General features: G+C 61.3%; 27 protein-coding genes. 26 read left to right on the top strand and 1 reads right to left on the bottom strand.

Annotated features, from left to right (window positions below; genetic code table 11):
• The first annotated feature begins 86 nt into the window (after positions 1-86).
• Genes ACMU_RS10975 through ACMU_RS10965 form a run of 3 tightly spaced genes read left to right on the top strand, consistent with a single transcriptional unit; the run spans position 87 to position 2653 of the window.
• Positions 87-740: an HAD-IA family hydrolase gene (locus ACMU_RS10975; protein ID WP_035259444.1), complete on the top strand. Its 654-nt coding sequence runs from the start codon at positions 87-89 to the stop codon at positions 738-740.
• A gap of 45 nt (positions 741-785) precedes the next feature.
• Complete coding sequence (locus ACMU_RS10970) at positions 786-2000, top strand: DegT/DnrJ/EryC1/StrS family aminotransferase (protein WP_035259811.1); 1215 nt, start codon at positions 786-788, stop codon at positions 1998-2000.
• Positions 1997-2653: a glutathione S-transferase family protein gene (locus ACMU_RS10965; RefSeq protein WP_035259443.1), complete on the top strand. Its 657-nt coding sequence runs from the start codon at positions 1997-1999 to the stop codon at positions 2651-2653. Before ACMU_RS10970 ends, ACMU_RS10965 begins: the two co-directional genes overlap by 4 nt.
• On the opposite strand, the gene ACMU_RS10960 is transcribed toward ACMU_RS10965, so the two are convergent.
• Positions 2650-2964, bottom strand: a complete 315-nt coding sequence (locus ACMU_RS10960) for an antibiotic biosynthesis monooxygenase family protein (protein WP_051588277.1) — start codon at positions 2962-2964, stop codon at positions 2650-2652. The two genes, ACMU_RS10965 and ACMU_RS10960, sit on opposite strands and share 4 nt — an antisense overlap.
• A gap of 73 nt (positions 2965-3037) precedes the next feature.
• Here ACMU_RS10960 and ACMU_RS10955 point away from each other — a divergent pair, with 73 nt between their 5' ends.
• The 23 genes from ACMU_RS10955 to nuoK all read left to right on the top strand — a co-directional run bounded on the left by ACMU_RS10955 (position 3038) and on the right by nuoK (position 18326).
• Positions 3038-3772 carry a helix-turn-helix transcriptional regulator gene (locus tag ACMU_RS10955; protein ID WP_035259442.1) on the top strand — a complete coding sequence of 245 codons (735 nt, stop codon included), beginning with the start codon at positions 3038-3040 and terminating at the stop codon, positions 3770-3772.
• Positions 3773-3919: 147 nt separating this feature from the next.
• Positions 3920-4285 carry an NADH-quinone oxidoreductase subunit A gene (locus tag ACMU_RS10950; protein ID WP_035259441.1) on the top strand — a complete coding sequence of 122 codons (366 nt, stop codon included), beginning with the start codon at positions 3920-3922 and terminating at the stop codon, positions 4283-4285.
• The gene (locus ACMU_RS10945; RefSeq protein ID WP_035259439.1) at positions 4276-4809 is read left to right on the top strand and encodes a NuoB/complex I 20 kDa subunit family protein; all 534 of its coding nucleotides are present in this window, start codon (positions 4276-4278) and stop codon (positions 4807-4809) included. Before ACMU_RS10950 ends, ACMU_RS10945 begins: the two co-directional genes overlap by 10 nt.
• A 29-nt stretch (positions 4810-4838) precedes the next feature.
• Complete coding sequence (locus tag ACMU_RS10940) at positions 4839-5198, top strand: ribonuclease E inhibitor RraB (RefSeq protein ID WP_161635666.1); 360 nt, start codon at positions 4839-4841, stop codon at positions 5196-5198.
• On the top strand, positions 5195-5800 hold the full coding sequence (locus ACMU_RS10935; protein ID WP_035259436.1) for an NADH-quinone oxidoreductase subunit C: 606 nt from the start codon (positions 5195-5197) through the stop codon (positions 5798-5800). The genes ACMU_RS10940 and ACMU_RS10935 overlap by 4 nt, the downstream gene beginning before the upstream one ends.
• Positions 5800-5982, top strand: a complete 183-nt coding sequence (locus tag ACMU_RS10930) for a hypothetical protein (protein ID WP_035259434.1) — start codon at positions 5800-5802, stop codon at positions 5980-5982. The genes ACMU_RS10935 and ACMU_RS10930 overlap by 1 nt, the downstream gene beginning before the upstream one ends.
• Positions 5979-7196: an NADH-quinone oxidoreductase subunit D gene (locus tag ACMU_RS10925; protein WP_035259433.1), complete on the top strand. Its 1218-nt coding sequence runs from the start codon at positions 5979-5981 to the stop codon at positions 7194-7196. The genes ACMU_RS10930 and ACMU_RS10925 overlap by 4 nt, the downstream gene beginning before the upstream one ends.
• 79 nt (positions 7197-7275) lie before the next feature.
• The gene (locus ACMU_RS10920) at positions 7276-7566 is read left to right on the top strand and encodes a hypothetical protein (protein ID WP_035259431.1); all 291 of its coding nucleotides are present in this window, start codon (positions 7276-7278) and stop codon (positions 7564-7566) included.
• Positions 7566-8780: an NADH-quinone oxidoreductase subunit E gene (locus tag ACMU_RS10915; protein ID WP_035259429.1), complete on the top strand. Its 1215-nt coding sequence runs from the start codon at positions 7566-7568 to the stop codon at positions 8778-8780. Before ACMU_RS10920 ends, ACMU_RS10915 begins: the two co-directional genes overlap by 1 nt.
• 25 nt (positions 8781-8805) lie before the next feature.
• On the top strand, positions 8806-9606 hold the full coding sequence (locus tag ACMU_RS10910; protein WP_051588276.1) for a hypothetical protein: 801 nt from the start codon (positions 8806-8808) through the stop codon (positions 9604-9606).
• The gene (locus tag ACMU_RS10905; RefSeq protein ID WP_035259428.1) at positions 9607-9831 is read left to right on the top strand and encodes a DUF5337 family protein; all 225 of its coding nucleotides are present in this window, start codon (positions 9607-9609) and stop codon (positions 9829-9831) included.
• 9 nt (positions 9832-9840) lie between these two features.
• Complete coding sequence (gene nuoF / locus ACMU_RS10900; protein ID WP_035259426.1) at positions 9841-11139, top strand: NADH-quinone oxidoreductase subunit NuoF; 1299 nt, start codon at positions 9841-9843, stop codon at positions 11137-11139.
• A gap of 29 nt (positions 11140-11168) precedes the next feature.
• A complete protein-coding gene (locus ACMU_RS10895; protein WP_152544586.1) occupies positions 11169-11540 on the top strand; it encodes a hypothetical protein in 372 nt (123 codons plus the stop codon).
• Between the two features lie 11 nt (positions 11541-11551).
• Positions 11552-12022, top strand: a complete 471-nt coding sequence (locus ACMU_RS10890) for a DUF3291 domain-containing protein (protein WP_035259424.1) — start codon at positions 11552-11554, stop codon at positions 12020-12022.
• 88 nt (positions 12023-12110) lie between these two features.
• Positions 12111-12419: a pentapeptide repeat-containing protein gene (locus ACMU_RS10885; RefSeq protein WP_035259421.1), complete on the top strand. Its 309-nt coding sequence runs from the start codon at positions 12111-12113 to the stop codon at positions 12417-12419.
• Positions 12420-12507: 88 nt separating this feature from the next.
• Positions 12508-12912 carry a DUF5333 domain-containing protein gene (locus ACMU_RS10880; RefSeq protein WP_051588275.1) on the top strand — a complete coding sequence of 135 codons (405 nt, stop codon included), beginning with the start codon at positions 12508-12510 and terminating at the stop codon, positions 12910-12912.
• A 6-nt stretch (positions 12913-12918) separates the two neighbouring features.
• Positions 12919-14943 carry an NADH-quinone oxidoreductase subunit NuoG gene (nuoG, locus tag ACMU_RS10875; protein WP_035259419.1) on the top strand — a complete coding sequence of 675 codons (2025 nt, stop codon included), beginning with the start codon at positions 12919-12921 and terminating at the stop codon, positions 14941-14943.
• A 6-nt stretch (positions 14944-14949) separates the two neighbouring features.
• Complete coding sequence (locus ACMU_RS10870) at positions 14950-15354, top strand: hypothetical protein (protein WP_035259416.1); 405 nt, start codon at positions 14950-14952, stop codon at positions 15352-15354.
• Between the two features lie 15 nt (positions 15355-15369).
• Positions 15370-16434 (top strand): NADH-quinone oxidoreductase subunit NuoH, encoded by a 1065-nt coding sequence (nuoH, locus tag ACMU_RS10865; RefSeq protein WP_035259415.1) that lies wholly within the window; start codon positions 15370-15372, stop codon positions 16432-16434.
• Entirely contained in the window at positions 16427-16921 is a 495-nt protein-coding gene (gene nuoI / locus ACMU_RS10860) for an NADH-quinone oxidoreductase subunit NuoI (RefSeq protein ID WP_035259413.1), read from the top strand. Before nuoH ends, nuoI begins: the two co-directional genes overlap by 8 nt.
• 20 nt (positions 16922-16941) lie before the next feature.
• The gene (locus ACMU_RS10855; protein ID WP_035259412.1) at positions 16942-17352 is read left to right on the top strand and encodes a carboxymuconolactone decarboxylase family protein; all 411 of its coding nucleotides are present in this window, start codon (positions 16942-16944) and stop codon (positions 17350-17352) included.
• Entirely contained in the window at positions 17349-17963 is a 615-nt protein-coding gene (locus ACMU_RS10850; RefSeq protein WP_035259409.1) for an NADH-quinone oxidoreductase subunit J, read from the top strand. Before ACMU_RS10855 ends, ACMU_RS10850 begins: the two co-directional genes overlap by 4 nt.
• A 57-nt stretch (positions 17964-18020) precedes the next feature.
• A complete protein-coding gene (nuoK, locus tag ACMU_RS10845) occupies positions 18021-18326 on the top strand; it encodes an NADH-quinone oxidoreductase subunit NuoK (RefSeq protein WP_035259406.1) in 306 nt (101 codons plus the stop codon).
• Positions 18327-18329: the final 3 nt, after the last annotated feature.

Below are 18329 nucleotides of genomic sequence, written 5' to 3'. Positions count from 1 at the left end.
CATGTCGATCCGCAAGGGGCGCGCGCTTCAATTGCGGTTACGAAGGATTTCAGCGATCGGCGAAAAGACGCCAAGGGGTAGGCACGATGCGCACAGTTGTTTTTGATCTGGATGGCACGCTGGCCGATACGTCGGCAGACCTGATTGCGGCGGCAAATGCCTGTTTTGACGCGCCGATGCTTGACCCGGTGGCCGATGCGGGCACCGCCTTTCGCGGCGGCCGGGCGATGCTGAAGCTGGGCTTCGAAAGGTTGGGCGCACCCGATGTGGCCGCGGCGGTTGAGGCACAGTATCACCCGTTTCTGGATCGCTATGCCGATCACATCGACGTCTTCACGCAGCTTTACCCGGGCACGGTGGCCGCCGTCGAACGCCTGCGGGCCGAGGGGTATGCCACCGCCATCTGCACCAACAAACCCGCGGGTCTGGCCGAAACGCTGATGGCGCGGTTGCGGGTGCGCGACCTGTTCGATGCGCTGGTGGGGGCCGACACGCTGCCGGTGCGCAAGCCCGACCCGGCGCCTTACCTGGCGGCGGTTGAGCGCGCCGGCGGCACGCTGAACCGGTCGATGCTGATCGGCGACACGGTGACCGACCGCGACACCGCGCGCGCCGCGGGTGTGCCCTGCGCGCTGGTCACCTTCGGGCCCGACGGGCACGGCGTCGCCGATTTGCAGCCCGAGGCGCTGTTGGATCACTACGACGGGCTCTTTGCGCTGGTGGATCAGATGATCGATTGACCCGCAGGCCATGAACCCGCACTCTGCACCGCAATGGAGGCGGAATTGAACGAGCGTTTTGACGGATCCTTTACCCAGCAGGAACCCATTTCGGAGGCCGCACAAGCCGCCGCGATGACGGTTCTGAACCACGGGCGCCTGCACCGCTATAACACTGTTGGTGACGAAGTGGGCGAGGTGGCCCTGTTGGAGCGCGAATTTGCCGAATTCACCGGGGCGCGGTACTGCCTTGCTGTGGCCTCGGGCGGCTATGCCATTGGCTGCGCGTTGCGGGCCGCGGGCGTGGGGCCGGGCGACACGGTGCTGACCAACGCCTTCACGCTGGCCCCGGTGCCGGGCGCCATTGCGGCGCTGGGCGCGGTGCCCGCCTTTGTGGAAGTGACCGAGGCGCTGGTGATCGACATCGACCATCTGGCCGCCTGCATCGCCGAAACCGGGGCGCGTACGCTGCTGCTGAGCCATATGCGCGGCCATATCTGCGACATGGATGCGCTGATGGCCGTTTGTAATGCGGCACAAGTGCAGGTGATCGAGGATTGCGCCCACACGATGGGGGCGCAATGGCGCGGCACGCCGTCGGGCCGGCACGGGCTGGCGGCCTGTTATTCGACCCAGACCTATAAACACATGAATTCCGGCGAGGGCGGGCTGCTGATCGCAGACGACGCCGATTTCATGGCCCGCGCCACGCTGTTGTCGGGCAGCTATATGCTGTATGACCGCCACGGCGCCGCGCCGGATGCGTCCGCCTTCGAGGCGCTGAAATACGACACACCCAATATCTCGGGCCGGATGGACAATCTGCGCGCCGCGATCCTGCGCCCTCAGCTGACCGAACTGCCTGCCAAGGTTGCGGCTTGGAATGCGCGTTATCTGGCTGTGGAAACCGGCCTGCGCGACACGCCCGGGCTGCAAATCCTGGAACGCCCTGCGGCTGAGGCCTATGTGGGTTCGTCCATCCAGTTCCTGCTGCGCGACTGGGCGGCGCAGGCCGTGCAGGACGTGGTCGCCCGCTGTGCCGCGCGGGGGGTTGAGCTGAAATGGTTCGGCGCCGATGCGCCGCATGGCTTCACCTCGCGCTATGACCACTGGCGCTACGCGCCAGGGCCGCAATTGCCGCAGACCGACAAGGTGCTGCGCGGCATTCTGGACATGCGCCTGCCGCTGACATTCAGCCTGGACGATTGCGCGCTGATCGCCCGGATCATCCGGGCCGAGGTCGGCGCTGTCTTTCAATCCATGCCCGAGGTCACGCCATGATCCGTCTGCATCACTGCCCCGAAACCCGTTCGATGCGGACGCTGTGGCTGCTACACGAGCTGGGGGTGGAATTCGATGTCATCACCCTGCCTTTCGACAAGACCCTGCGCAGCCCCGAGTTTCTGGAACTGAACCCGGCGGGTCGCGTGCCGGCGCTGGAAATCGACGGCACCGTGATGTTCGAGACCGGCGCAATCACCGAATACCTGTGCGAACGTTTCCGCGAGGCCGGCATGGGCCGCGCGCCCGGTGATCCTGATCGGCGCGACTGGCTGGTCTGGATGCATTTCGCCGAAACCATCAGCCAGCACACCGCGGCGCTGACCCAGCAGCATGTGGCGATTTACCCGCCCGAAAAGCGCAGCCCGCTGGTCACCCGGCTTGAGGCGAAGCGGCTGGAAAAAACGTTCAACGCGCTGGAAGGGCGCCTGACCGGGCGCGACTACCTACTGGACAGCGGGTTTTCCGCCGCCGATGTCAGCGTCGGGCAGGCGGTCTATATGGGTATGCATTACGTGCGGTTGGAACCGTTCCCGGCCATTTCCGCCTGGTGGGCACGCGTGACCGCTCGCCCGGCCTATCAGGCGGCCCTGCCCAAAGATGGCGAAGGCCGCCTGTATCCGGAAGCGTTTTACGAGCCGTTGGCAGACTAGTTGCTTTGCAGGATCGTAAAGTGATCCACCCCGCCGGCAATGCCTTCGGAAAAATCCATCAAGGCAAAGAATGCGCCCGCGGCCGGTGATTCCTTGGCGGCGGTCATTACCGCCTGCGCGGCCTCGGATGTTTCCCATTCGATTACATCGGCAAAGCCTCCGTTGCCGTCGCGGACCAGCTTGCGGCTGATAAACCCGGGTTGATGGGCGACAAAGTCCGCTTGGAACGTCGTGGATGCCGCCAACAGTTCCGCCTCGGTCACGCCGTCCAGCGGGGTGATGCGGGCGATTTCCAATACGTGGTTGGTCATGGTTGAGTCCTTTGGTTATGGGTTGCAAATCACAGCTATGGCCAAAGAGGACATTTTATGGCCTATTTGTTGAATGACCCGCACAGATGCCTCTGATCGCTTGAACCGTCTTGACCTGATCGAGGCGCGGCTGAAATCGGGTGAGGCGTTGATCCTTGCCGATCTTGCGGCGGAACTGGGCGTCAGCCGCCGCACGCTCAGCCGTGACATTGCCCTGATGCGCGCCCGTGGCGTGCCGGTAGAGGCCGACCGGGGCAGGGGAGGTGGCATCCGCCTGAGCGCGCGTTGGGGTGTCGGGCGCATGGCGCTGAGCTATGACGAGGCGATTGACCTGATGATCTCGCTGGCTGTGGCCGAACAACTGCAAAGCCCGCTCTTCATGGCGAATCTGGGTTCTGTGCGGCAGAAACTCGTGGCCAGTTTCGGGCCCCGGCAGCGCGCACAGGTGGCGCGGCTGAAATCGCGAATTCTGGTCGGGCAGCATGCATCGAATCCCACGCGCGAAAGCCTGGCCCCGGTGGACGCCACCGCGATACGTCGCCTGCACCGCGCCTTTGTGGAGCGCAGGCTGCTGCAGATCACCTATTCTGCGCCCGAGCGCCCCCCGACATCCCGCGTCATCGAACCTCAATTCCTGCACTACAACGCGCCGGTTTGGTACGTTCTGGCGTGGGACCACCTGCGACAGGACGTTCGCACCCTGCGTTGCGACCGCATCACAAATGCACAGCCTTTGGGCGAAACCTTCGAGTTACGCCCGTTTTCCTTGTTTGAACCGGCGTTGGAGGGCGATCACGTCCTGCAATAATGCCTGTCGAGCGCGGATTTCGGGAAACAAGGTAAAACTTAGTGCCGCAGGTGCACGGGTTTGGTTGACCCTGCCGCAGGCCAGCGCTAAACCACCGGACAGACACAACATGCGCGTGCGTACCGGCCAAGAAGGGAGACCCGCCCCGTGGAAGAGCTTCTCAGAGAATACCTGCCCATTCTCATATTCCTTGGAATCGCGGTTGCGCTGGGCATTGTTCTGATCCTTGCCGCCGTCATCGTCGCCGTCCGCCACCCGGATGCCGAGAAATTGTCGGCCTACGAATGCGGGTTCAACGCTTTTGACGATGCGCGGATGAAGTTCGACGTGCGGTTCTACCTCGTCGCCATCCTGTTCATCATTTTCGACCTCGAAATTGCCTTCCTGTTCCCGTGGGCTGTGTCCTTTGGCACCGTGGGCGTCGTTGGTTTCTGGTCGATGATCGTTTTCCTGGCGGTGCTGACCATCGGCTTTGCCTATGAGTGGAAGAAAGGGGCCCTGGAATGGGAGTGATGACCGGAGCCAACACGGCTGGCGGTGACCGCGAGGTGGCCACCCAGGCCCTGAACGCCGAGCTGCAGGACAAAGGCTTTCTGCTGACCTCGTCCGAGGACATCATCAACTGGGCCCGTACCGGCTCGTTACACTGGATGACCTTTGGTCTGGCCTGCTGCGCGGTCGAGATGATGCATACCGCCATGCCGCGCTATGACGTCGAGCGGTACGGCTTTGCCCCGCGCGCCTCGCCGCGCCAGTCCGACGTGATGATTGTCGCCGGCACGCTGACCAACAAGATGGCCCCCGCGCTGCGCAAGGTATACGATCAGATGCCCGAGCCGCGCTATGTGATCTCGATGGGCTCCTGCGCCAATGGTGGCGGCTATTACCATTACAGCTATTCAGTGGTGCGCGGCTGCGACCGCGTGGTGCCCGTAGATATCTACGTGCCCGGCTGCCCGCCCACGGCCGAGGCGCTGGTGTACGGTATTCTTCAGCTGCAACGCAAAATCCGCCGCACGGGGACGATTGTACGATGACGGCAACGTCTAAAATCGATCCACGCCTTGTGGATGAGAACCGCGCTTTTCTAAGCGAGTTTGCTGGGAAAGGTGTTGATATCTCGGCCATCGAGCAGATGCGGTTCCTTTGCGATTTCTCGACCCATTCCAACGCCGAGGCCTTTGTAAAAGAGGCAGGAGAACTCGCCACGAAGGCCGGTGTTTCGCCTATTTCAGTGGAAATTGACGAGGATGACTGCGACTTGCCGTTCCTGTCGATCAATACTTTCGGCATGTCGGCAGACGCCGAAAAGATTTCCGAACTAGAAGCTGGGCTGACTGCGATTTCGCAAAAATTCGACCAAGGTCGTGTGAGCTGGGAGTTTGCCGATCCAGCAAACCCGATCCAACAAAGCGGTGAAACATGACTGAGGCTTTGCAAGAACTGGGCGCCCATATCGAGGCCAAGCGCGCCGATTGCGTGCTGGGCTGGGCGGTGACGCTGGACGAGCTGACCATCGACGTGGCGCCCGCCAACCTGGTGGATTTCGTCGATTTCCTGCGCACCGATGCCACCTGCCGGTTCTCGACCCTGGTGGATATCACCGCCATCGACCACCCCGCCCGCGAGGTGCGGTTCGACGTGGTCTATCACTTCCTGTCGATGTACCAGAATCAGCGCGTCCGCCTGCGGGTCGCCGCGCGCGAGGAAGACATGGTGCCGTCGATCGTGTCCGTGCACCCCTCGGCCAATTGGTTCGAGCGGGAAGTGTATGACATGTTCGGTATCCTGTTCTCGGGCCATCCCGACCTGCGCCGCCTGCTGACCGATTACGGTTTCCGCGGCCACCCGCTGCGCAAGGATTTCCCGACCACCGGCTATACCGAGGTACGGTACGACGAAACGCAAAAACGCGTGGTCTATGAACCGGTCAACCTGACGCAGGAATACCGACAGTTCGACTTTATGTCGCCATGGGAAGGGGCCGAATACATCCTGCCCGGTGACGAGAAAGAGGGGACAGCCTGATGGGATTTATCTGGTGGATCATCATCTCGGCGCTGACCATCGTGCCGCTGTGGCGCCTGATGCCAAAGTTTCGGTTGCCCGAAATGGCCGCCCTGATCTGCATCATCCCGTTTGGTGTGCTGATCCTGCTGTGGGTCATGGCGTTTCGCGACGACATCAAGGTTCCGGGGGTGGATAAATGATGGACGGCTCCAAAGGTTTCGAAGACGCTCTGACGGGCGAACAGAAGATCCGCAACTTCAACATCAACTTCGGCCCGCAACACCCTGCGGCGCACGGCGTTTTGCGGATGGTGCTTGAGCTGGACGGCGAGATCGTCGAACGCGCCGACCCGCATATCGGCCTGCTGCACCGCGGCACCGAAAAGCTGATGGAAAGCCGCACCTACCTGCAGAACCTGCCCTATCTGGACCGCCTCGACTACGTGGCCCCGATGAACCAGGAACACGCCTGGTGCATGGCCATCGAAAAGCTGACGGGCACCCAAGTGCCGCGTCGCGCCAGCCTGATCCGGGTGCTGTATTCCGAGATCGGCCGCATCCTGAACCACCTGCTGAACGTCACCACGCAGGCCATGGATGTGGGCGCGCTGACCCCGCCGCTGTGGGGGTTTGAAGAGCGTGAAAAGCTGATGGTCTTCTATGAACGCGCCTGCGGGGCGCGCCTGCACGCGGCCTATTTCCGTCCCGGTGGCGTGCATCAGGACCTGCCCGACGACCTGATCGACGATATTGAAGAATGGTGTGGCACATTTCCCGCAGTTCTGGACGATATCGACGAATTGCTGACCGAAAACCGCATTTTCAAGCAACGAAACGCCGATATTGGCGTGATTAGTGAGCAAGAGATCCTCGATTGGGGCTTCTCGGGCGTGATGGTGCGCGGCTCGGGCCTGGCCTGGGATCTGCGCCGTTCGCAGCCCTACGAATGCTATAACGAGTTCGATTTCCAGATCCCGGTTGGCAAAAACGGCGACTGTTATGACCGCTATCTCTGCCGCATGGCCGAGATGCGCGAAAGCTTGAAGATCATGCTGCAATGCCTTGAAAAGCTTAGGGTTGAAAAGGGTGACGTGCTGGCGCGCGGCAAGCTGACCCCGCCCAAGCGCGGCGACATGAAAACCTCGATGGAAAGCCTGATCCACCACTTCAAACTGTATACCGAGGGCTTCCACGTGCCCGCCGGTGAAGTTTACGCGGCGGTTGAGGCTCCAAAAGGTGAATTTGGTGTCTATATGGTATCGGATGGCACCAATAAGCCATATCGTGCTAAACTGCGCGCGCCGGGCTTCCCGCACCTGCAGGCGATGGACCATGTTTCCAAGGGTCATCAGCTGGCGGATGTGGCAGCCATCATCGGCACAATGGATATCGTGTTCGGGGAGATCGACCGTTGATCACCCCGGCGCTTGCAGAGATCTGGGTGGGGACCCGACTGACCCGGCGGGTATGACCGGGTGTGAAGGAGTGAGACCCATGAAGACCTTTGTAAAGACCACAACCCTTTGCCTTGCCCTGTCGCCGTTGGCTGCTTTTGCTCAGGATGTAGAAGTGACCGACGACCAGTTGGACAGCCTGCGCGCCGCCATGGTGACCGCCGGTTGCACCATTGCGGATGAAGCCAGCGCAACGCTTGTTGAAACCACGACCGGGTTCAACGAAGAAACCCTGTCCTCTATCGTTGCCCAGTTGCGCGTGTTGAACGAGATCGTCGACGCGTCGGACGAGGGCGGCATCACCCTGATTTCCGGAGCCTGTGCCAGCTAATGCTACGCCGACTGCATCCCGAGCAACCTGACGCTTTCGCCTTTTCGCCGGACAATCTGGCCTGGGCGGAGGCGCAGATCTCAAAATACCCTGAAGGCCGTCAAGCCAGCGCCATCATCCCGCTTTTGTGGCGGGCGCAAGAGCAGGAAGGCTGGCTGACGCGCGCTGCGATTCAGCACGTGGCCGACATGCTGGGCATGGCGCATATCCGGGCGCTCGAGGTTGCAACATTCTATTTCATGTTCCAACTGCAACCGGTTGGGACCGTCGCGCATTTGCAGATTTGCGGCACGACGTCCTGCATGATCTGCGGGGCTGAAGACCTGATTGCCGTGTGCCGCGACAAGATCGCCGAAACACCCCACACACTCAGCGCTGATGGCAAGTTCAGCTGGGAAGAGGTGGAATGCCTGGGTGCCTGCGCAAACGCGCCGATGGCCCAGATCGGCAAGGATTACTACGAAGACCTGACCGCCGAACGGCTGGGTGAGATCATCGATGAACTGGCCAAGGGCGAAGTGCCGGTGCCGGGTCCGCAAAATGGCCGCTATGCTGCCGAGCCGCTGGGCGGTTTGACCAGCCTGAAAGAGTTCGAAAGCGGTCACACCAAGTACAACGCGTCGGCGCAGCTGGCCGTGGATATCGGTGATACCGTCAAGCGCATCGACGGAACCGAGGTGCCGTTGATTACGCCGTGGAACAAGCAGAACGTCGCAGACGACACGCCCGAGCCTGAGGCCCCTTCGGCCCCGGCGGCCAAGGAGCCTGCGGCCAAAGCCGAACCCAAGACAGAGCCCAAGCCGGCCAAGGCCGAACCGGCCCCCGAACCCAAAGTCGAGGCTCCGAAGCCTGCACCGAAGGCCGAAGAACCCAAGACCAAAGCCGCGCCCGCCGCAGCTGTGGATGCAGCCCCTGCAGAAGCCACCCAGGACGATCGTCCGGTGGCTTTGGATGCGCCCAAGGGCGAGGCCGACGATCTGAAACAGATCAAGGGTGTTGGCCCCAAGCTGGAAGGGCTGCTTAATGGCCTTGGCATCTACCACTTTGGTCAGATTGCCGCTTGGACCGACAAGGAAGTAGCCTGGGTCGATGCGAACATCATCGGCTTCAAGGGCCGTGTAACGCGTGACAATTGGGTGGACCAAGCCAAGACCCTGGCATCAGGAGGCGAGACAGAGTTCTCGGCCCGGGTTGAGAAAGGCGATGTCTACTGATCACTGACAGGGAGGTCGGAACGACATGACGCAAAACGACAACGGGCAGAATTGCGCCCTTAAGATGTGGGCGATTGCCGGTGTGGCAGGGCTCGTAATTCTCGTTGTGATGCTGATCGGTGACCGATCTTTCATGGCTTCGCTGTTTACTGGTGTTATCGCCGCGGGTTTGCTGGGCGTAATCCTGACATGGCTGTTCTGCCGCCCCGAAGAGCGCGCGCGCGCCGCCACGGCCAATGTCGAAGAGCCGGCCGCACCCACCCCGGAACCTGCATCAGAATCGGTGCCTGCGCCGGCAGCCGCACCTGAGCCCACATCTGATCCTGAACCTGCGCCAGTGCCAGAGGCTGCACCGGAAAAAGCCGCCGCCGCGCCGGAAACTGCGCCGCAAAAGCCCCATGAAACCGTTGGTGCCTCGGATATCGTGACGCCCAGCAAGCCGCTGGCAGGCGAGGCCGAACTGGCAGATCGCAAAGGCAGCTGGACTTACGGCAACGACACCGCGCCGGATTCGGAGCCCGAGGACACCACTGCCGAACGCCGCCCTGCGGCGCTGGACGGGGCACGCGAAGGCGGCGCGGATGACCTGAAAAAGATCAAAGGCGTCGGCCCCAAGCTGGAAGCGCTGCTGAACACCATGGGTTTCTATCACTTCGACCAGATCGCTGCGTGGACAGATGCCGAGGTCGCCTGGGTCGACGAGAATCTGCAAGGCTTCAAAGGCCGGGTCAGCCGCGACGCCTGGGTGTCGCAGGCGCAAACCCTGGCCTCAGGTGGCGCGACGGCGTTTTCAAAAAAGGTCGATGAAGGCGACGTTTACGAATAAATGGCGGACCCAAACAGCAAACAGGCACAAAATGCCCGAAAAGGGCGCGTGGCGGCGATTGTGATTGCCGCCACGATGGTGCTATGGATGGCCGCGCAGGCTCTTGGTGGCCAACTGGGTTTGCCGACGCGTTTTGTATTCTTGTTCGATTTTGCCGCCCTTGCGGCCCTGTTGTGGGCGCTTGTGGTGTCATACCAAATCTGGCGGGACCGCCGGGAAGATTGAGGACCGACTATGCTGAAAGATGAAGATCGCATCTTTACCAACCTCTACGGCATGGACGAGCGCACGCTTGCGGGCGCACGTCGTCGTGGCCACTGGGATGGCACAGCCGACATCATCAAGAAAGGTCGCGACTGGATCGTGGACGAGATGAAGGCCTCGGGCCTGCGCGGGCGCGGCGGGGCAGGCTTCCCCACTGGTCTTAAATGGTCGTTCATGCCCAAGGGCAGCGATGGCCGGCCGCATTACCTGGTGGTCAATGCCGACGAATCCGAGCCCGGCACCTGCAAAGACCGCGAGATTATGCGCCATGATCCGCACACCCTGATCGAAGGCTGCCTGATCGCCAGCTTCGCGATGGGCGCCAATGCCTGCTATATCTATCTGCGCGGCGAATATATCCGCGAGCGCGAGGCGCTGCAGGCCGCGATTGACGAGGCGTATGACGCCGGCCTTCTGGGCAAAAACGCCGCCGGCTCGGGCTGGGATTTTGAGCTGTTCCTGCATCACGGCGCCGGCGCCTATATCTGTGGCGAGGAAACCGCGCTGCTGGAAAGCCTCGAGGGCCGCAAGGGCATGCCCCGCATGAAACCGCCTTTCCCGGCGGGTGCGGGTCTTTATGGCTGCCCGACCACGGTGAACAATGTCGAATCCATCGCCGTTGTGCCCACCATCCTGCGCCGTGGCGGCGACTGGTTTGCGGGCTTTGGCCGTCAGAACAACGCGGGCACCAAGCTGTTTGCGATCTCGGGCCATGTGAACAACCCCTGCGTGGTTGAAGAGGCCATGTCGATTTCCTTCGAAGAGCTGATCGACAAGCATTGCGGCGGCATCCGCGGCGGCTGGGACAACCTCAAGGCGGTGATCCCCGGCGGCTCGTCGGTGCCCTGTGTGCGCGGCGAGAACATGCGCGACGCGATCATGGATTTCGACTATCTGCGGGGCGAGCTGGGCTCGGGCCTGGGCACCGCGGCGGTGATCGTTATGGACAATTCCACCGACATCATCAAAGCGATCTGGCGGTTGTCGAAGTTCTACAAACACGAAAGCTGTGGCCAATGCACGCCGTGCCGCGAAGGCACCGGCTGGATGATGCGGGTCATGGACCGTCTGGTGAAGGGCGAGGCCGAGGTTGAAGAGATCGACATGCTGTTCGACGTCACCAAACAGGTCGAAGGCCACACGATCTGCGCCCTTGGCGACGCGGCGGCCTGGCCGATTCAGGGCCTGATCAAGAATTTCCGCGACGAGATCGAAGACCGCATCAAGGCCCAGAAAACCGGGCGCGTCAGCGCCATCGCGGCAGAGTAATGCAAGCGGTGCGCCAGGCGTCGTTCTGCTTGGCGCTGCTTACCGGCGGCTTGTGGGCGTTGCCGGCGTCCGCGCAGGACAAATACCAGGTCATCGTTGGCGAGATCCTTGTCGGGGCCTATATCGCGGACCGCTGCACGGCGTTTGAACGGGTCGGTGGGCCCGGCGACCAGGCGTATGTGATCGCCGCCTCCAATATCGCAGCCAAGGAAAAGGGCATCGGCCGCAACCCGGTTCGAAAACGCATTTTCTACGAGAAAAATGAAAACTTGGCGGCAATCGGACAATGGATGCTGTCGCAACTGGATCTGTCGCTGGATGATGTTGCGGGGCTTTGCCGGTATGGCAAAAAGGTGATCGGCCCGGAGCATCGGATCGGGCGCTATCTTGTTGCAAATTAGGGGCAGGGCAAGTGTTGGAAGGTTTCCACCTGGCCGAGCTGAATTTCGGCGTTCTGAAATACGGCTGGGATGATCCCCGGACGCAGGGCTTCATCGATGGGCTGGATATGGTGAATGCCGTGGCAGCCCGGTCGGACGGGTTCATCTGGCGAATGTCGGATGACGACATGGATGCTGCGCAAAACGATCCCGCAGGGGTGTTCGGCGATCCCAACACCGCCGCCACGCTTTCGGTGTGGCGCGATTACGCCGCACTGCACCATTTCGTTTTCAATACCATCCACAAAAGGTTCTTCGACCGTCGGCGGGAATGGTTCGACGCAGTTGGCAACTCGAACATGGTTCTTTGGCCCGTTTCGCCCGGCCATAGGCCAAGTTTGGTCGAAGGGATGGACCGATTCCATCACTGGCAGCGTCACGGCGACACGGAAACCGCCTTTGGTTGGGCTTTTCTGAAGGAATCTCAGGCCGAACGCCCTTAAACCGCCGTAATGGACTGTTTACTTTGACCTGACGAAGCAGGCACGCCATATCTGCGCCTGCGAGGCCACTATCGGGGTGAAGGGTAACATGGATATGGAAGGTAAACGCGGCCAGTTGAAAGTGTCGGATTCGGTTCTGGCAGGGTCGTATTTCACGGGGTCAAACCTGTCCGGTTCGGCGTTCGAGGATGTTAACCTGTCCTCGTCGGCGATGGACAACGTCAATTTGTCCAACGTGACGATTTTGAATGCCAACATGTCGGGCGCGGTTCTGAAAGATGTGAACCTGTCCAATGCGCGTCTGGACGCTGCGCAACTGGCCGGGGCCACGATCAATGGTGTGCCTGTCTCTCGGCTGTTTGCCGCCTATAAGGCCGCAAAAAAAGAGGCGGAATAGCCCGCGATATTGAATAACCTATGCCTGAATTCCCAGCTTTGGCCCGGTGCGCTTTTTCCGCGCGCCGAAACCGGGTATGGAGTCAGACATGAAACGCAAGTTAACCACACTGGCCGCTGGATTTTTAGCCATCGGGATCGCAAATCCCCTGGCTGCCGGGTTGCGTGATGAATCGGACATCAACAACGGCCTGATCCTGATCGAGGCAGGCTATCAGATTCAGAAACATTGCGACTCGATCTCGCCGCGGCTGATCAAGGCCTATCGCTATGGCCGCAGCCTGGAACGGCTTGCGCGTGACCGAGGTTATTCAGAACGTGAAATTCGCGCCTTTGTGGAAGACAAAGGTGAAAAAGAACGCGTCAATTCCGCCGCAAACGCATATCTTTTGTCGAAGGGGCTGGACCCCGCGAGCCCACAGTCCTATTGCACTGTCGGGCAATATGAAATTGACCGGAACAGCCAGATCGGTGTTTTGCTGAAATTGAAGTGAGGGCAAATGGCAGAGCTGCGGAAAATCATCATCGACGGTCAGGAAATCGAAGTCGATCCTGCCATGACACTGATCCAGGCCTGTGAACAGGTCGCGATCGAAGTTCCGCGGTTTTGCTATCATGAACGCCTGTCCATCGCGGGCAACTGCCGGATGTGCCTGGTCGAGGTTGTGGGCGGTCCGCCCAAACCCGCGGCGTCTTGCGCGATGCAGGTCAAGGATTTGCGCCCCGGCCCCGATGGCGCCCCGCCCGAGGTCCGCACCAACTCGCCCATGGTCAAGAAGGCCCGCGAAGGCGTGATGGAGTTCCTGCTGATCAACCACCCGCTGGATTGCCCGATCTGCGATCAGGGTGGCGAATGTGACCTGCAGGATCAGGCCATGGCCTACGGCGTCGATTTCAGCCGCTTCCGTGAACCCAAGCGCGCCAGCACCGATCTGGACCTTGGCCCGCTGGTAGAAACCCACATGACCCGTTGCATCAGCTGCACCCGCTGCGTGCGCTTCACCACCGAGGTCGCGGGCATCACCCAGATGGGCCAGACTGGGCGCGGCGAAGATGCCGAGATCACCAGCTATCTGGGCGAGACGCTGAACTCGAACATGCAGGGCAATATCATCGACCTGTGCCCGGTGGGCGCGTTGGTGTCGAAACCTTATGCCTTTACCGCCCGTCCTTGGGAGCTGACCAAGACCGAAACCATCGACGTGATGGACGCGCTGGGCAGCAATATCCGCGTCGATACCAAGGGCCGCGAAGTGATGCGCATTCTGCCGCGCAACCATGATGGCGTGAACGAGGAATGGATTTCCGACAAGACGCGCTTTGTCTGGGACGGTCTGCGCCGTCAGCGTCTGGATCGGCCCTATATCCGCGAAAACGGCAAACTGCGCCCGGCCAGCTGGGGCGAGGCGCTGACCAAAACCGCCGAGGCGATCAAAGGCGCCGGCAAGCTGACTGGCCTGGTGGGTGATCTGGCCCCGGTCGAGGCGGCCTTTGCGCTGAAGCAACTGATCGAAGGGCAAGGCGGTATCGTCGAATCGCGCGTGGATGGCGCGAAACTGCCGGCCGATAACCGTTCGGCCTATGTAGGCACCGCGACCATCGAAGACATCGACACCGCCGACATGATCCTGCTGATCGGCACCGACCCTTCGGTCGAAGCGCCGGTTCTGAACGCCCGCATCCGCAAAGCCTGGCTGGCTGGTGCCGAGGTTGGCGTGATCGGGGCCGCCCCCGATCTGAGCTATGAGTATTTCCACGCCGGTCCGGGTCGCAAGACACTGGTGGACATGGCCGCCAAAGGCGTTTCGGATGACACCCGCGACAACAAGAACACCGTCGTCATCGTGGGCCAAGGCGCATTGACCGACGAGGATGGCGCCGATGTGCTGGCCCATGCGATGGACATGGCCACGGTGTCGGGCGCGAAATTCATGGTGCTGCACACCGCAGCGGGCCGTGTTGGCGCGCTGGACGTCGATGCCGTGAATGAAGGCGGGCTGGACGCCGCGTTGTCAGGCGACGTGATCTATAACATGGGCGCGGACGAGCTGGACATTCCTGCCGGCGCCTTCGTGATCTATCAGGGCAGCCATGGCGACCGTGGCGCGCACCGCGCCGACGTGATTCTGCCGGGCGCGGCCTATCCCGAAGAACAGGGTCTCTTTGTGAACACCGAGGGCCGGCCACAACTGGCCCTGCGCGCCAGCTTCCCACCGGGCGAAGCCAAGGAAAACTGGGCGATCCTACGCGCACTCAGCGCCGAGCTGGAGGCCACGCTGCCTTATGACAGCCTTGCCGCCCTGCGTCAGGCCGTTGTTGCCGCGGTACCGCATCTTGCCGCGATTGATCAGGTGCCGGAAAACACCTGGACACCGCTGGACACCAAGCCGTTGAAAAAGGCCGGCCTGGGCACCGCGATGACCAGTTTCTACCTTTCCAACCCCATCGCCCGCGCGTCGACCGTCATGGCCGAGTTGGACGCAAACGCCAAGGCGCGCGAAACCGCCAAGGTCGCGGCGGAGTAAGGCGCCGTGGTTGCCCGCATCGCCCCCGCGCTGCTTTTGGCAAGCGCGCTTTCGGCATGTCAGCCCGCGCCCGAGGCCGTGGGTCGTGCCGAAACCGGCCCCATGCCGGTCTATCAGGGCATCGAAACGCGGCTTCTGGACGGTGATCTGGTCAATTTTCTGGTGGCTTTGACGGGCACCAACGAACGCGAAGCGGTTGAACGCTACGCAGAATGCGCCGCTGCGCGCTATGCATTGATCCGCGGATACGGTTTTGCACGACATGTACGCACGAATGTGTCGGAAGAGGCTGGCATTTGGCGGGCAGATGCTGTTTACACAATCTCGCCAGCGCTGCCGCGCGGCATCGGCCTGATCGACGCCGAAGTCGTTGCGGAAAACTGCGTGCGCGAAGGAATACCGACGGTCTGAGGGAATGGGGCAAAGATGGCTGAATTTCTAAACACAGGTCTGGGCACATTTGTACTGATCGTGGCGCAAAGCCTGCTGGTCGTTGCGTTTGTGATGATCTCGCTTTTGTTCCTGGTCTATGGTGACCGCAAGATCTGGGCGGCGGTGCAGATGCGGCGCGGGCCCAACGTGGTTGGCGCCTTTGGTCTGCTGCAATCGGTGGCGGACGCGCTGAAATACGTTGTCAAAGAGGTGGTCATCCCCGCCGGCGCCGACAAGACGGTGTTCATGCTGGCGCCGATGCTGTCCTTCGTTCTGGCCATGATTGCCTGGGCCGTGATCCCGTTTGCCGATGGCTGGGTTCTGGCCGACCTGAACGTGGCCATCCTTTATGTCTTTGCCGTGTCGTCGCTGGAAGTTTACGGTGTGATCATGGGCGGCTGGGCGTCAAACTCGAAATATCCGTTCCTGGGCTCGCTGCGCTCGGCGGCGCAGATGATCTCGTATGAGGTCTCGATTGGCCTCATCATCATCGGTGTGGTGCTGTCGACCGGGTCGCTGAACTTCGGCGATATCGTGCGCGCGCAGGATGGCAACCTTGGCCTCTTGAACTGGTACTGGCTGCCGCATTTCCCGATGGTGTTCCTGTTCTTCATCTCGGCCCTGGCCGAAACAAACCGCCCGCCCTTCGACCTGCCCGAGGCTGAATCGGAACTGGTGGCGGGGTATCAGGTTGAATACAGCTCTACCCCGTTCCTGCTGTTCATGGCCGGTGAATATATCGCCATCTTCCTGATGTGCGCGCTGACCTCGCTGCTGTTCTTCGGTGGCTGGCTGTCGCCCATTCCGGGCCTGCCGGACGGCGCGTTCTGGATGGTTGCGAAGATGGCGTTCTTCTTCTTCCTCTTCGCGATGGTCAAGGCGATCACGCCGCGCTACCGGTACGACCAACTGATGCGCCTGGGTTGGAAAGTGTTCCTGCCGATGTCGCTGGCCTGGGTTGTGATCATCGCCTTCCTGGCCTTCTTTGACCTGAACAACGACGCGTTTGGTGGCTTCTTCTACCGCGCCGATGCCCTGACGGAGGCTGCAAATGGCTGATATCGACTGGACCCGCGCCCGCCGCTATTTCCTGCTGGCTGACTTTATTGGCGGGCTGAAACTGGGTCTGCGCTATTTCTTCGCGCCCAAGGCCACGGTGAACTATCCGCACGAGAAAGGCCCGCTCAGCCCGCGCTTCCGCGGGGAACACGCCCTGCGCCGGTATCCCAATGGCGAGGAACGCTGTATCGCGTGCAAGCTGTGCGAGGCCGTCTGCCCCGCGCAGGCCATCACCATCGACGCCGAACCGCGCGACGATGGGTCCCGCCGCACCACGCGCTATGACATCGACATGACCAAATGCATCTATTGCGGCTTCTGTCAGGAAGCCTGCCCCGTGGATGCCATCGTCGAAGGCCCCAATTTCGAGTTTGCCACCGAGACCCGCGAAGAGCTGTTCTATGACAAGGACAAGCTTTTGGCCAATGGCGAACGCTGGGAGGCCGAGATCGCCCGCAACCTGGAAATCGACGCCCCGTATCGCTGAGCCACAGAAAGCCAAGCCCGATGACCGACTTCGCCAAACTTTTTGAGCAGATGATGGAGCAGAGCCACCAGGTGGCCCGCGCCTTTAACCCTGCGATGGAAAGTTTTCAGGTCACCGGGTTTGACAAGCTTATGCCCACCATGCCGCGCGACTTCATGGAAATGATGTGGGGCAATGCGTTCAACAAGGACGGGCTGGACGCCAAGACCCGCCTGATGGTGGTCATCGCCGGGCTGACCGTGCTGGGCGCCCATGCCGAACCTCAGTTCAAACTGACGGTGCGCCACGCGATGGAAGCCGGGGCGACGCAAAAAGAAATTGCCGAGGTCATCTATCAGATGGCCATGCTGGGCGGGATCCCCGCCATGAACCACGCTCTGCGGCTTGCGCAAGAGGTGTTCAACGAGACGAACGAGGAGGATGACGCATGAGCGTTGCCGATCTGGCCTTTTACCTGTTTGCCATCACCGGCGTTATTGGCGGGCTTTTCGTGGTGGTCTCGAAAAACCCGGTGCATTCGGTGCTGTGGCTGATCCTGGCGTTTCTGTCGGCGGCGGGCCTCTTTGTGCTGTTGGGGGCCGAGTTTGTCGCGATGCTGCTGGTCATCGTCTATGTGGGCGCGGTCGCGGTGCTGTTCCTGTTCGTGGTGATGATGCTGGACATCGATTTCGCCGCACTAAAAGCGGAAATGGCGCAATATGTGCCCTTCGCGCTGCTCATCGGGGTGGTGCTGCTGTTGCAACTGGGCGCGATCTACGCGGTTTGGGGCACAGCGCCCGAGGCCGAGGCGCTGCGCGCCGCTGTAGCGCCGGCACCGGGCGATGTGCACAACACCGCCGCGCTGGGTCAGTTGATCTATGACGATTACATTTACCTCTTCCAGGCCGCTGGTCTGATCCTGCTGGTTGCGATGATCGGCGCCATCATGCTGACGCTGCGCCATCGCACCAACGTCAAACGTCAGAACGTTCTGGCGCAGATGTACCGCGACCCGGCCACCGCGATGGAGCTGAAGGACGTGAAACCGGGGCAGGGCCTCTGAGGCACAAGGAATTCGCGGCCGGAACACAACGGCCGAAAGGGACGATAGGAACGGGACATGATCGGACTTGAACATTACCTGGGCGTGGCCGCCGCGCTGTTTGTGATCGGGATTTTCGGAATATTCCTGAACCGCAAGAACGTGATCGTCATCCTGATGTCGATCGAACTGATGCTGCTGAGTGTGAACATAAACCTTGTCGCGTTTTCGTTCTTTTCGGGCGATCTGGTCGGGCAGGTCTTTACGATGTTCGTGCTGACCGTTGCCGCGGCCGAGGCCGCCATCGGGCTGGCTATCCTTGTCTGCTTCTTCCGGGCCCGCGGCACGATCGCGGTGGAAGATGTCAACGTGATGAAGGGGTAACTT

Source organism: Actibacterium mucosum KCTC 23349, assembly GCF_000647975.1.
GTDB lineage: Bacteria > Pseudomonadota > Alphaproteobacteria > Rhodobacterales > Rhodobacteraceae > Actibacterium > Actibacterium mucosum.
Note: the sequence above shows the minus strand (reverse complement) of the source record. Positions and strands in the feature narration are given on the sequence as shown.